Here is a 13,646-nt window from a genome sequence, read left to right as displayed (position 1 = left end):
GTTTTCATCATTGCGACCTTGAATGGTGGGTCGAGCGTTCACCGCGAATGCTACCCATCGATCTACTTCTAATCGGGCTGTGGCTAGCAATCCGCCGTTTCAAGCCGTCAGATTACGATCCCACGTGGCCGCGCAAGTTAAAGAATGATCCGTAGCGCCGTAGCTTAACTGAACTGCGTCAGGCCAGGCAGTCGGGCCGATTCCCCCCATCACGATATTCGCGAGCGGATAGCCAAGCTCGAAAATCGGTCATTCGCAAAGCCGAACCAGTATCCGAAGATGGGGAAGCGAGGAAAGGTGCTTGAGCGTCTGCTTGTGGGTCTTCTCGCAACCGACCCCATCGCGCGCCCAAGCGATTGTGGCCTCTGATGCGCGCGTCAGGACGTCGTGTTCTGCCGAAGGTAGGCGAACATATGCGACGCGTAGTCTGCCTTTCCCAGGTCAATGCCCTGCGCTCGAATGATCGAGTATGCGGTCACCACGTGGAAATAGAACTGCGGCAGCGCCCAGTCGCGCGCATATTGCTCCGCCGTTAGGTCGAGGATCATTCCGTTTGGCAGCGCATGGGCGATCGATGCGGTAGGTTCGGTAATGATGCCTTTAACTGCGGCGGACTCGACCACCGCGATCGTTTCCACAATGCGGGCCTGCGCATCCGCGAGCGTACCCGGCCGCTCGCCAGCGTTTCGACCCTCGTCGAGCAGAGTCTCCAGCGCGGGCGGAAACTCCTGCTCGAGTAACCGGAACACGCCTTCCTGCGCCTGTCGGCACGCAAACCGGACCTGGGTCGCCAAAGGGAACATGTCTGGTGCGAGTCGCGCCGCCAGCAGGGCGTCGACGCTCCCGTCCGGCCGTTGTGTTTCGGCCTTGGATAGCCACTGCGACAACGCTCCCAGCATATGGATGTAGGTGGGGACGACAAAATCTGAGAGCGTCATGGGGCTTCGCTTTTCTTGCGGGTCGGCAGGTCGATCCCGCGCTCGGTCTACACAGGCCAGTCGCGGGGAGCCAAGCGTTCGTCAGCCAATGCCGTCGAGCGCTGCCACCTCCTGATCGGGAAGCGCCAGCGCCGCCGCGGCGAGGTTCTCGCGAAGGTGTGCCACCGACGACGTGCCGGGGATCAGCAGGATGTTGGGCGACCGCCGCAGCAGCCAGGCCAGTGCCACCTGCATCGGCGTCGCGTCCAGTCTTGTGGCCACCTCGGACAAGGTCTGCGACTGGAGCGGGTTGAAGCCGCCCAAGGGGAAGAACGGCACATAGGCTATGCCGTCCGCCGCCAACGCATCGATCATCGCATCGTCGGCGCGGTGCGCGAGGTTGTACTGGTTCTGCACGCAGACGATGTCGACGAGGCCACGCGCCTGCGCGACCTGTGTGGGCGTCGCGTTGCTCAGCCCGATATGGCGGATCAGCCCCTGCGCCTGCAGCGCGGCGAGCGCGGTCAGTTGCGGCTCGACCGACCCTTCCGCCGGCCCATGATCGCCACCGCCACCCATCAGGCGCATGTTGACGACGTCGAGGATATCGAGGCCGAGGTTGCGCAGATTGTCGTGCACCGCCGCGGTCAGCGCCGCTGCGTCCTGCGCCGGGTTCCATGAGCCGTCATCGCCGCGCACCGCGCCCACTTTCGTCACGATGGTAAGCCCGTCGCGATAGGGATGGAGCGCTTCGCGGATGATCTGGTTGGTGACGTGCGGCCCATAGAAGTCGCTGGTATCGATATGGTCGACACCGCTTCCGATCGCTTCGCGCAGGACGGCGAGTGCTGCGTCGCGGTCGCGCGGAGGTCCGAACACGCCGGGTCCGGCAAGTTGCATGGCACCATAGCCGAGCCGCCTCACGGTGCGGTTACCGAGCCGGAAGCTGCCTGCCTGTTCGATCGTCTGCATGTCGTTCTCCTCTTGCCCCTCCAGATAGACGTTGCCGAAGCGCGCGATAATCTCGCATTATCCGCACGGGCTGTACGGAAAACCGAACGATGGACGCTGATCTTGGAGACCTGACTGCCTTCCTCGCGGTCGCGAAAGCGCGCGGCTTTCGCGACGCGGCGCGGACGATCGGCACCAGCGCCTCGACGCTGAGCGAAGCCGTGCGCCGCCTGGAAACGCGGCTCGGCGTCCGCCTGCTCCACCGCACCACGCGCAGCGTCACGCCAACCGAGGCCGGTGCGGGGCTCATCGACCGACTGGCCCCGGCACTCGGCGAGGTCGATGCCGCGCTAGACGCAGTCGGGCGCTTCCGGGACGGTGCGGCGGGGGCGCTGCGACTGAACGTGCCGGTCAGCGCCGCGCGGCTCGTGCTGCCCGCGTTCCTGCCGGGTTTTCTCGCCGCAAATCCCGGCATCCGGCTTGAAATCGTTGCTGAAGACAGTTTCGTCGACGTGCTAGCCGCGGGGTGCGACGCGGGCATCCGCTATGACGAGCGGCTCGAACAGGACATGATCGCGGTGCCCATCGGGCCGCGCGTCCAGCGGATGGCGACTGCCGCCGCGCCATCCTATCTCGATCGACATGGCCGCCCGGATCACCCCCGAAGCCTGCTGGAACATGCGTGCGTGCTCGGACGGTTCGCGAGCGGTGCCCTGACGAGTCCCTGGGAGTTCGAGCGCTCCGGCGAGATCGTCCGCGTCGAACCGCGCGGGCCGTTGATCGTGCAGGTCGGCGGGGCGACCGATCTCGCCGTCGACGCCGCAGTCGCAGGCGTCGGGATCATTTCGCTGTTCGAGGATTGGCTGCGCCCGTATCTCGAAAGCGGCGCGTTGGAGCCGGTGCTGGAGGACTGGTGGCAGCCGTTTTCCGGACCTTTCCTCTATTATTCGGACCGTCGTCTGGTGCCGCCCCCGCTGCGCGCGTTTATCGACTTCATCAAAGCAACTGCAACCTAGGTCACCTCAAGTTTTGTAAATTCCGCGTGAGCAGAAGTCGCAATCGTCGAATCGGTAAAATATGAGGCCGCTACTACGGCTGCTCATTTTATATGAGCGTCTAAATCGTTCCCGAATCCGGCGCCCAAAAGAACATCGCGCCAGTCAATTTGGGCGAGAAGCACCGCGTTCTCGAACGCAGTGATGCTCCCATCCGATAGTTTCAAAGTCGCGAGCCAAATGCGCTCCATTGCTTTGCCATCGAGATCTCGAGAATGGATATGCGGCGGTCCGCAATCGATCATCAGCGTCGGTTCCACCCTCTCCCACAAGTTCGGCGGAAAGACGGCACGGAGAACGTCACGAGTCCTAAGGGTTATATGCAGCGCATTGTTCGGCACATTTTCACCCTTCAGGCTCCGCAAACCCACTTCTACGAGCACGCCTATTCTCGCTCGACCATCCTTTTCGAGAATCTGGCGGGCCGTCTGGCATAGTAAAACGCGTGCGGCATGAGCCCCGCCTCGATGAACGAAGGGCCAAAGTTGGGGAGCGGAAATTACCCCGCGAACTTTCACAACTGGGTCGCCCTCGGCAGTTCGGCGGCGGCAGCTCACGACCAACTCACGCCGTTCTTCAACAAGGCGTGAACGGCGGCTTCTCTCAAAATCCGCCATTCAACCTATGCGAGCACGATGTGCGGCTTCGTGACCCATCCCAGCCATCCCCCCTATTGAGTGATAGGCGAGTGACCTGCCATGTCGCAAAACACCTGTTTGTCGTGCAGTCGTGATTGCGACTGGGTTTTTCACATATCTGACCGCTGAGGACACTCCGGAGGCCTATGTCGAGCCGACAGCTAAGCCGTTGCTTCCAGCTCGCGTAAGCTGCGTCCGCGCGTCTCTCTTCCTGCGCGTCCGATCAGTACCGCTGACAGCGTCATTGGTACAATTAGCGCGATTGCCGCGCCCCCCATCGTCGGGATCAGCCCAGCGAAGGCGCCCAGCTGGACAGCAACGCCACCAAATTTGCTACTCCCCGCGATAAGCCCGGTGGCACGTCCACGGACGCGTAATGCGTAGTTTTCGGCTGCATAGGGAAGTAGCACGGCGATCAATCCGTTTGTGCCAACAACCAACAACGCGATCACAGCGATGAGCAGGGGTGGCCAAGCCAGCGTAGGTGCCGGCAGTAGGGCTCCGGCAAGCCCGGCGAGTGTGAGAAGCACAGTGCCGATCAGGGTGCGCTTGCTGCTCCACCGGCTGTAAAGGAAGGCCGCGATCATGATCGTGGGCAGGGCAACAAGTGCTGAGCTGGCGATGATCCCGCTCGCAATCTCGGCACTGAAGCCTCGATCCTGGAGATCGGAAGGCAACCATAGCAGCAAGCCAAAGTTGACGAAGCTCCAGGAAAGAGCCGTGATCACCAAGGCGATGGTCAACTCGCGGTGGTGAGCCGCGGCGCTGCCAGCGTCCGCTGGCGCTGCCTGTGGCGCACGCCTGACGATGCCGAACTTGCGAGCCATGTCAGCCAGCTCGGCGTCCATGCCCCGTTCCAACAGAAATCGTGGAGACTCAGGTATCCACCTTGCCATCGCAAGCAGCAGCAAACCGGTGGGAAAGCCCTGCAGCCACAAGCTACGCCAGCCGAACAGGGGCTCGAACAGATGCGCTGCACCGCTAGCTGCGAGGTAGCCACCGACCAGTCCCGTGCCACCAACCAGCACAAGGACCCAGCTTCTGTGCCGCGGAGGCATGATCTCTGCCAACAGGGTGTAGACGACGGGCAGCATGCCGCCAGCCGAGCACCCCATCAGAAAACACATGATCAGGTTCCAGCTGTAGGAAGGCATAGCTCCGCAGATCGAAGTCGAGACGAACAGGATGGTCGACAACAGGATCGACACACGCCGACCATAGATGTCCGCAAGCCACCCCCACAGAAACGAGCCAACCGTCGTTCCCGTAAGGGCAACGAACGGCAACAAGGCAACGGTCGATTTGGCGAGCCCATACTCGCCACGCATACCTGGGAGCACGAAGCCGAGCGTTGCTGGCTTCATAGTGTCGATGATGAGCCCGAGGGTAAGCACCAGCAGAACGGCAGCATGTGAGCGCGTCAGAGGGGTATCATCGGGCGCTTCATATGCGACGCCAGCGCCCGCCCTGTGATCAGGCCGTTTCTCGGGTAAAGCGCCAAATATAGCTGCTGGCACGCCGATACCGATCAGCGCCATGCCCAGGTACATCCATCCGTCCATAGGCATACCCGACAGGTGATTGCCCATCGTATGAGCCATCGCGAGCATCGGTAAGTGAAGGGCCACGCCAACGCTGATCGCCGCACAGCCTGCCCAGAAGAGCGGCCAGCGCTCGCCGACAACCGAGTTTCCGCGGCTGCTACTGCCATTTGCCATTTATTTCCCCCCACCAGCAGTAGAGACATACGCCGCACGGCTTGCCTGCCGCAAGCAGAGCACCTGCCGGCGGGGCACGTTGCGGCTCATGGCTTGGCGAATGGCTTTCAGGCTTGCGGCTCGCCAAACTGAGCGTCCAGAAGTGGGCGTTTTCGACCAATTCATCTCCCGATCGGCGTGATGTTTTGGGATGAGAAGTGCGGCAGATTGAGCGCAGACTACGATCGTTATCAAATAGTGAAACCGCTTGATCACCGCGAACCGTGTCCTATCTAGAACGAGCGGGCCGGGCCCCTCTGACAATTTCTCTCGGGTTATTGTGATGTCGGACCGCATCGGGTTATCTCGATATAGGCCTGGCCGCTTTGCCTCCTGTCGCCGTTGATGATCCGATCTTTCGATCACCGATTGAAAAGAGGCTCTGAGCATGGAAACGAACAGACCGGCACAGCTCCATCAGCAGTTGGACGAGCGCGCGCGTATCGCGATGGCGCGCCGAACCCCGACTTCTCCAATTGTGCTGCAGTTGTAGCGCTTTGAGTTGGGCCTGAAAGGCCGCTTGTGCGAGCCACTCGCGAGATACCTGCCCTCTTGACCGCTAATCCCGCCCCACGTCATCACGTTTGTTAGAGGTCCCCATGCCTGAGCTGCTTTCCCTGTTATTCCTCGGTACGCCTGTCTGGATGTGGCTGGCATTTCTCGGCATCGTCGCAACGTTGCTGATCCTCGATCTGGGTGTCTTGCACCGCGGACAACGGGAAATTGGGGTACGCGAGAGTCTTGCACTGTCAGCAGGTTACATCACGCTGGGACTGGCGTTCGGCGGGTGGATTTGGTGGTATATCGGGCCTACTGCCGGCCTCAACTACGTGACGGGCTTCGTCATCGAGAAGAGTCTCGCGATGGATAACGTGTTCATCATCGCCATGATCTTCGGCTACTTCGCCATCCCTCGCATCCATCAGCACCGCGTACTGTTCTGGGGCATCCTGGGTGTCATTGTCCTGCGTGCAGTGATGATCGGTTTTGGTGCGGCATTGGTCGATCGGTTCGAATGGGTATTATACGTCTTTGCGGCTTTCCTGGTTTTCACCGGTATCAAGATGTGGCTGACTGCAGACACGGAATATGACGTAGCCAGTTCGCCCGTTTTACGCTGGGTTCGCCAGCGCATGCCGGTTACCGACCAGCTTCACGGGGAACGTTTCTGGGTGAAAGAGCAGGACCCAGCGACTGGGCGCATGCGCCGGATCGCCACGCCGTTACTACTGGCTCTGGTCATGATCGAATGCGCTGACGTCATCTTCGCGGTCGATTCGGTGCCAGCCATCTTCGCGATCACAACGGATCCATTTATCGTCTACACGTCGAACATCTTTGCTATTCTTGGGTTACGCGCGCTCTATTTTGCGCTCGCCGCAATGGTCGACCGGTTCCATTACCTTAAATACGCCTTGGCCGCGTTGCTGGTGTTTATCGGCTCGAAAATTTTCGTTGCCGATATGTTCGGGCTTGCCAAATTCCCGCCCGCAGCGTCGTTGGCGGTAACCTTTGCAATACTGGGTTGCGGCGTCGGCTGGTCCCTGTGGAAAACGCGAGCGGCTGTCTCGGCCTGAGTTTGAACGCGTCCGCCGGCATTGAAAGCGGGCCGGTCATACGCTGTGATATAGCCGTACTCTACTTACCGGGACTGGCGTTTAAGACGCACAGGGATAAGGTGGCTGCTGATTATGACCGTCCGGCCGTCCACCAACATGGTCAAAAAATAGGGATCAAGATGCGCGCCGTTTTAGCCTTCATCGCGCTAGTCTCTGCTCAACCTGGCTTCGCGCAAACTGACCCGAAGCCAGGCCCGCCTGCAGGTCGGCCTTTGGAGGCAGGCACTGCCGGATGGAGCATTACCGTTGGCGTCGCGCCAGTCCTCAGCCCTGCATGGCAAGGCTCGCGAGACATGGCCTTGGCGATTTTCCCCGACTTGCGGATCAACTACAAGGACGTGATCTTTGCCTCAATTCCTGACGGTTTGGGTTGGAACGTGGTGAACCAGGACGGGTGGAAGGCAGGACCTCTGGCCAAACTCCGCTTCGGGCGGGATGAGGAGCGCGGGGGATCGCCGTTCCTCATTACAGGCGGGAGTGACGCGCTACGCGGCCTCGGCGACGTAGATGCAGCTGTTGAGGTGGGAGGCTTTGTCGAGAAACGGGCTGGGCCATGGCGTGGACGGATCGAGGTTCGTCGCGGCTTCGGCGGACATGACGGCGTTGTCGCCGACGGGTCAGTTGCTTACCAAGCGCGCCGGGGACGGACCATCATCAACGTCGGGCCTCGCGCAACGCTGGCAAGCCGCGAGTATATCGAGACGTATTTCGGCATCGATGCGGTCCAGTCGCAACGGTCCGGGCTTAGACCGTATTCTGCGTCAGGCGGACTATTGTCCTACGGTGTAGGCGGTACCGTAATTCGTCCCCTGAGCCGGCGAAGCGCCGTCACGCTTTTCACTGGCCTGGATCAACTAGGTCAGAACGCAGGCGATTCACCTCTCGTCCGCGAACGTGGGCGCCGGACCCAATTCACCCTAGGTCTCGGCTACGGATTTAGGTTCAACCTCTAATTGAATCAGACGCATATACCCTACGCCGGTAGCCAGCGACCAAGCCTGAAATAACGAGGATCGCGGCAGCGCCGGTTGCTACGGCAATAGGTCCTGCAGCTTGGCCACCTGCAGCGAAGATAGCAGCAAGAGCCCAAAGGAAAACAGCTGCGTACGGCAGATTGCCACGTCCTCGGACCAGCACGGTGGCCGCGATGAGTCCAGCAATCACGATCACCGCTGCACCGATTACCGGCGCGGCTGCACCGCCCTCCATGCCGTGATACCTCAGGCTAGCTGCGATGTTGACGGTGGTAGCGACGGTCAACCATGCGGCGAGCGCGCTCAACGGAAGGTACGCACACCACCACGCGGTTTTCGACACCGCCGCATTCGACAGGGCACGATAGGCAATGATCAGGCACGTCAGCGTGAAGGTAATGATCAGAACCGATACGAAGCTTAACCCGTAAAGCTGTGTGTAAGCAGCCCAGAGTGCGTTCCCCAAAAATGCGCCCGCTGCCGGCCAGCGCAGGCGATGAAGCAATGCATTTTGGCGCTGTGCGGGCAGGGCCTGATAAACAGCAAACACTGTGGCTCCGAGGTAGAGCGCGCCCCAGATCGAGAATGCCCAGCCTGCCGGGGTTATCAAGGTTCGGACCGCCAGAGACCGGGATCCGATAGGCTCACCGATCCCAATCTGCGGTAAAAGAGGCGTTAGAATTTGAAGCGCTGCTGTCAGCAGCACCGCGAGATGCGGCAGATCGAACGCGGTCCGTTGGGGTAAGGTATTCGTTGCCATTTTTCCACAACGGCCGATCAGCTTACGCGTTGCAATGTCACAAAGAAACTCGCTCGCATTCAGCGCTATCGTACTTAAACGGTCCTCGGGCGCCTGACATATTGTCATTTACCCGAGGCTTCAGTGGGACGACCCAGAGGCCTTTATCCACGATCCCGGTTGCGACGCGAAGGCGGTATCTTATCGTGTTCTAAAGTGCAGAGGATAAGACGCAATATACCAGCACCGGTACGCCAACCAAAACGATTAAAAGTAACAGGTTGAGCTCCATAAGTCGGCTCAGCCAGTCCTTACCTTCATTCTGCCGGGCTTCGGCATCAGCCTTAGAATAGTCTTCTACAATCTCCAGATCGAATTTGTTCGAGAAAAAACTTTGTGGTCGCATCCGCAAGAAAGGCTGAGGTGCTGGATTGGCAGCTTGATGCTGACGGTCATCCTGACACAAATCATCGGATTTCGAGACTTGGTTTTCCACTACACGGTTTCCACTTATTCGAGATCATGGGCGCGCAGAACGCGTCCCAAAGGTCAGATCGAATAAAGCCCGAACTCGAGCGGCAGTGGCCGCGAGCTCGGGCTAAGCGCGTGCGGCGAGTTGGCCGGCGTGGTCGCGGAAACGCTTATGTGTCGCAGGAGCGTACATGCCAGTAACATCGGGGACCCGTGTCCTAATGTCAACTCGTGCAAATCCATTTGCTCTCCTATTGACCTTGACCGGCTAAACCCTAGCTTGAGGGAGCGGGCCGGGCCCCTCTGGCGGTCGTCTCAGGACGAACGTGATGTCGGACCGCATCGGGTTATCTCGATGTCTAGGCCTGGCCTGTTTGCCTCCTTTCATCGCGACTGATCCGATCGTTCAATCGTTGGTTGGAGAGCGGCTTTGCCTATATTTTCTCACAAGTTGACCCAGTTGCATGCCCGGCTGGATGAGCAGATCCGCGTCGAGATGAAGCGACGCATGCCCGATACCTTGCGGCTATTTCGGCTGAAGCGGTTGCGTCTCGACGTGAAGGACCGCCTGCACGCACGCGCCTTGCGGCCGCAGTTCAGCTGAACCGACACGCTGAACCATCGTTGTAGAATCATCGTCCGTAAGGATTGGCTTCACCGATCAGAATGGATCGGGATGGCAAAAGGAGAACGAATATGGCCTATTTTCTAACCGCCGGCTTGGTGCTTGCTGCTACCGGGGCGGCCCTCGGCATGACTGTCGATCATCAGAACCAGGTGGATCACCGCAGCGGTCCGGTCGCCGTCAAATATCGCGGTGACGTTGTCATCACGCACAAGCAGGTGGGCGCGGTTGCACCCGGCGGAAGACCATCGTCGCTACGCTGCGACTGGGCGGCGAGCATGTCAGTGGCACGGCACGCGGTCGCGGCGTCGGGTACCAGGCTGGTGCGCAGCATCGACAGCGAACCGGTGATTTCCGGCACCCGGCCCGGCTGGTGCGTTGCGAGCCATGGCGCGATCAAGAAGGAGGTCGCGACGAAGTCCGCGGACATGCAGCAGCATCTGGTAAAGCTGGCGCAGGAAGACGAGCAGATGCTGCGCGTCGAGCTCGACCGGATCCACGGTCCGCAGCGCGCAGGATGATCCGGCGCGTTCGATTGGCGGGCGTGCTCGGTGCCGCAAGTTGCGGCCTGATCACGCCCGCGTTTGCACAAGATGTCGGGTCGGTAACCTTGGAAATGATGAGCGAAGAGGAACGGCGCGGGCTGAGCTGGAGTGAGGGACGTGCCGCGCTAGCGGGCGATATTCGCGTCTCGCGCGGCCGGCTCGATGCATCGGCGCGCGTGGTAACGCTTCGGAACAGCGTGCGACACGGTGGCGCCGATGCGGTCGTCGACCTTTCGGTGGGAACCGACTGGGATCTGGGTGCGGTGCGTATCCGTACCGACGCCACCGGCCACGCATTCGCGGGCGCGCGGGGCCGCATGGACTATGTCGAGGCCGGCGTATCGGCAAGCTATGCCTATGGTCCGCTCTACGCCACGGCCGGCGTGATCGGCGCGCCGTCGCAGCGCGCGATCGGTGGCAGCAACGTGTATGTCTATGCGAACGCCAATGCCGGTATTCCTGGTACGCCGCTGACGATGCTGGCCGAAGTCGGCCACTCGTCCGGCAGCGTCCGCGACCCCAGTCGGGTGCAGCGTCTTCGTCCGGGCGGCAGTTACATCAACTGGCGGCTGGGTCTCGAGCATCGTCGTGACCGTCTGACGATCGGCGTCGATTATATTGGGACTGACGTCTCCCGCACCGCCACTGCCAGCAGGTTTGCCGATCAACGCAACGCCGGAGACAGAATCGTAGGGCGCGTACAGGTTTCGTTCTGACGATTACCGCGGTCAGTGAGTGCCCATTAACGCTGATGTGTATATGATCTGCCTCGGCAGAACCGTCTGTATATGTTAAACAAACGGCCGGTGCGGTTGAAAAATAGCCTGACGTCGCGCTCCTGATCGTATCGACCGGGATCGAGTCCGAGAACGCCCTATCCGTCTCGATCATCGTTCGTTTGCGGGATTAGAAGTCGCGGATGGTAAGTTTTGCTGGCGAGCGAACTTGTTTGCTGCCGCCTTCACGATATCGGGCTGATTGCTATTAAAAAGGCCGTGACAAACTATCGGGAATAGCACGCAACGCGATTGCCGTTCGAAGGCATTTATGAAGATGCGCGCCTACCAACGGTTGGTCACCAGCATCCGCGACCGCCAAAGCCTGACCGATAACCGTTATTAGACGTTCGAGGCGCTGAGCGGTTGTTTCGCCGTCCATCATGGCTTCAAAGCCTTGATCATTTTGGCGTACCCGGCAGCACGAGCCAGATGAGCGATGCGAGCTGAAACGTCGTTACTGGCTTCGGCCTGTTCCCGCGCGCGCGCTTCGTTACGAACAAGAGTGCTCAGATCGCTCGAGTTGGACACGTTTATGCTCCTATCAAGCGGGAGCGCTCCAGCGTCTCTCAGTCGCCGCCATGCCATTAACGAGTCGCGGCGATGTACCGACCCTGTACATGCCGTTAACCCGATGCCAACCTCACTTATGCTACCGTCCCCCATGGTAAACCTAACCGGCATAGTCGACGAGGTAGCGCGGCTGGACGCGCTTCGTGCTCTCGATATGCTCGACACTCCCCCTGAAGCCGAGTTCGACGCCATCGCTGTAGGGGCGCGGCACCTCTTTGGCTGCAAGTTCGCTTTCGTTTCGTTAGTTGACGCGGACCGGCAGTGGTTCAAGGCAGCGTGCGGCCTTGAGGCTAGCGAGACACCACGAGATGTGTCTTTTTGCACCCATACGATCGCTGCCGACGATCTGCTCGTCATTGCGGACACGCGCGAAGACCCGCGCTTTGCAACCAATCCTATGGTGGTGGAAACACCCTTTGTGCGTTTCTATGCAGGCGTGCCGTTGCGAGTGACACCACCAGGAGGAGGTGCCGCGCTGCCGATCGGCACCTTGTGCGTGGCTGACGACAAACCGCAGGATCCGACTCGCGAAAAGCTGGAGATACTCGCCGGTATGGCGCGGGTCGTCGAAGCGCTGCTTGAGGCGCGCCGGACCAGCAAAGAGAACCTACAGCTGGCGCTTGATCGCCAGGAGGCCCTCGGTGACATGGCCCGCACGCACAGACTGCTCCAGCACGCCGAACGCATGGCAAGGATCGGGTCGTGGCGCCTCGAGCTTGAAGGCGGACGGATACACTGGTCCGATCAGACCTACGCGATCCACGGCCTGGCACCGGGCTCGCAAGCGCAGCTTGCCCTAGCTATGCAGTTCTACCTCGAAGACGATCGTGCCAAGTTGGAAGCAGCGCTAGACCGCTGTGTGCGGCAAGGGACTGCATGGGATCTGGAGCTGAACTTCACAGATGCGCAGGGGCGGCCCCGTCGCGTGCGCACATTGGGTGAGATCGATGAGCGCGCCGGTAAGCGTGTCGCCGTCATGGGAGTGATCCAGGACATCACGGACCGGTACCAATTCGAGCGCCGTCTGGTTGCGGTAGCTCGAACCGACGAACTGACGGGCATACCAAGCCGACGCGCTTTTAACGAAGAATTGGAAGCTGCGCTCGATCGCGCCCGGGAAGGCGCACCGCTTGCTATCGCAATCATCGATCTGGATCGGTTCAAGGAGGTCAACGACCGGCTTGGCCATGCGACAGGGGACAAGGTTTTGCAGGTGATGGCCGCCAAGCTGCAAGCAGTACAGTATCTGGGCGATCACTCCATCGCCCGACTGGGCGGGGACGAGTTCGTGCTGATCCTACGCGGACGGCGTACGCACGAAGAACTCGTCCAAGACATCGCGCGATTGCTCGCAGACCTACGCTACGCCGTGCCTGACGACCGTAGCGTTATAACGGTGTCTGCGACGATCGGAGCCTGTGTCTATGGCGCAAGTTATGTCGATCGGGCTTCGTTGCTTAAAGAGGCAGATGAGGCTCTGTACCGCGCGAAGCGGATGCAGCGAGGCACGGGCGCTATTGCAGGCAACAGCGCCCATATCCAAAGTTTGGTTGGTGAGCCGCGATAATCTGCTTTGACCCCGGCACCTGGTTGGCGAGAATAGGATTCAGGCATTTTGCATGTGACAATGAGCCGATGAGCACCGGACTGATGAAGATCCCCGTCTTGCTGGTATCCGGTGTCCTGTACTGGCTTTTCGTCTGCTGGGTGACAGGCGCGGCGGAACCCTGGGATGCCGACGCCTACTGGCGTCTCTGGTACCCGTCCTCGTTGGGCCTAGCTGCGCTAGCAGGGGCAGCGTTCAAGACGAGGGGGTGGATGGCAGGAGTTATCCTGACGTTTGCCCAGCTTCCTGTGATATGGCTCAACGCTGGGACTATCTCGCTCTGGGTAATCGGCCTGGCAATGTGCTGCGTCCTCGCTGTGCCGGCTGTCGCAATCTCAGCTTTTACCGGCTGGTTTGCGGCTCGCTCACGACCCTTGTGACAGGTCGCGAATGGATCCGC

General features: G+C 60.4%; 13 protein-coding genes. 7 read left to right on the top strand and 6 right to left on the bottom strand.

Annotated elements, in window-relative coordinates:
- Positions 1–377: 377 nt before the first annotated feature.
- Both ASF00_RS08355 and ASF00_RS08350 read right to left on the bottom strand, forming a co-directional pair.
- Complete coding sequence (locus ASF00_RS08355) at positions 378–938, bottom strand: DUF1993 domain-containing protein (protein ID WP_055876940.1); 561 nt, start codon at positions 936–938, stop codon at positions 378–380.
- Positions 939–1,019: 81 nt separating this feature from the next.
- Positions 1,020–1,889 carry an aldo/keto reductase family oxidoreductase gene (locus tag ASF00_RS08350; protein ID WP_055876937.1) on the bottom strand — a complete coding sequence of 290 codons (870 nt, stop codon included), beginning with the start codon at positions 1,887–1,889 and terminating at the stop codon, positions 1,020–1,022.
- 89 nt (positions 1,890–1,978) lie between these two features.
- On the opposite strand from ASF00_RS08350, the gene ASF00_RS08345 reads away from it, so the two are divergent.
- Entirely contained in the window at positions 1,979–2,884 is a 906-nt protein-coding gene (locus ASF00_RS08345) for a LysR family transcriptional regulator (RefSeq protein WP_055876926.1), read from the top strand.
- 83 nt (positions 2,885–2,967) lie between these two features.
- On the opposite strand, the gene ASF00_RS18410 is transcribed toward ASF00_RS08345, so the two are convergent.
- Entirely contained in the window at positions 2,968–3,540 is a 573-nt protein-coding gene (locus ASF00_RS18410; protein WP_156348246.1) for a hypothetical protein, read from the bottom strand.
- Positions 3,541–3,722: 182 nt separating this feature from the next.
- Positions 3,723–5,279 (bottom strand): MFS transporter, encoded by a 1,557-nt coding sequence (locus tag ASF00_RS08335; RefSeq protein WP_055876920.1) that lies wholly within the window; start codon positions 5,277–5,279, stop codon positions 3,723–3,725.
- A gap of 638 nt (positions 5,280–5,917) precedes the next feature.
- Here ASF00_RS08335 and ASF00_RS08330 point away from each other — a divergent pair.
- Both ASF00_RS08330 and ASF00_RS08325 read left to right on the top strand, forming a co-directional pair.
- Complete coding sequence (locus tag ASF00_RS08330) at positions 5,918–6,895, top strand: TerC family protein (protein ID WP_055876917.1); 978 nt, start codon at positions 5,918–5,920, stop codon at positions 6,893–6,895.
- A 161-nt stretch (positions 6,896–7,056) separates the two neighbouring features.
- Positions 7,057–7,890 (top strand): MipA/OmpV family protein, encoded by an 834-nt coding sequence (locus tag ASF00_RS08325; protein ID WP_327196355.1) that lies wholly within the window; start codon positions 7,057–7,059, stop codon positions 7,888–7,890.
- Here the strand turns inward: ASF00_RS08325 and ASF00_RS17950 are convergent.
- Together ASF00_RS17950 and ASF00_RS18405 are read right to left on the bottom strand one after the other, a co-directional pair.
- The gene (locus ASF00_RS17950; RefSeq protein WP_082463307.1) at positions 7,880–8,671 is read right to left on the bottom strand and encodes a hypothetical protein; all 792 of its coding nucleotides are present in this window, start codon (positions 8,669–8,671) and stop codon (positions 7,880–7,882) included. The genes ASF00_RS08325 and ASF00_RS17950 overlap by 11 nt on opposite strands.
- Before the next feature lie 190 nt (positions 8,672–8,861).
- The gene (locus ASF00_RS18405) at positions 8,862–9,146 is read right to left on the bottom strand and encodes a hypothetical protein (RefSeq protein WP_146168893.1); all 285 of its coding nucleotides are present in this window, start codon (positions 9,144–9,146) and stop codon (positions 8,862–8,864) included.
- A gap of 426 nt (positions 9,147–9,572) precedes the next feature.
- Between ASF00_RS18405 and ASF00_RS17945 the strand changes: the two genes are divergently transcribed.
- From ASF00_RS17945 to ASF00_RS08310, 4 genes are all read left to right on the top strand, one after another.
- Entirely contained in the window at positions 9,573–9,725 is a 153-nt protein-coding gene (locus ASF00_RS17945; RefSeq protein ID WP_321163344.1) for a DUF465 domain-containing protein, read from the top strand.
- A 92-nt stretch (positions 9,726–9,817) separates the two neighbouring features.
- Positions 9,818–10,267 (top strand): hypothetical protein, encoded by a 450-nt coding sequence (locus tag ASF00_RS08320; protein ID WP_055876914.1) that lies wholly within the window; start codon positions 9,818–9,820, stop codon positions 10,265–10,267.
- A 98-nt stretch (positions 10,268–10,365) separates the two neighbouring features.
- The gene (locus ASF00_RS08315) at positions 10,366–11,007 is read left to right on the top strand and encodes a TorF family putative porin (RefSeq protein ID WP_235516971.1); all 642 of its coding nucleotides are present in this window, start codon (positions 10,366–10,368) and stop codon (positions 11,005–11,007) included.
- 724 nt (positions 11,008–11,731) lie between these two features.
- A complete protein-coding gene (locus tag ASF00_RS08310; protein ID WP_055876909.1) occupies positions 11,732–13,207 on the top strand; it encodes a sensor domain-containing diguanylate cyclase in 1,476 nt (491 codons plus the stop codon).
- Positions 13,208–13,646 lie beyond the last annotated feature (439 nt).

Origin of the sequence: Sphingomonas sp. Leaf34, from assembly GCF_001421805.1 — a bacterium.
Taxonomy (GTDB): Bacteria; Pseudomonadota; Alphaproteobacteria; order Sphingomonadales; family Sphingomonadaceae; genus Sphingomonas.
This window is presented reverse-complemented; position numbering and strand designations above follow the sequence as displayed.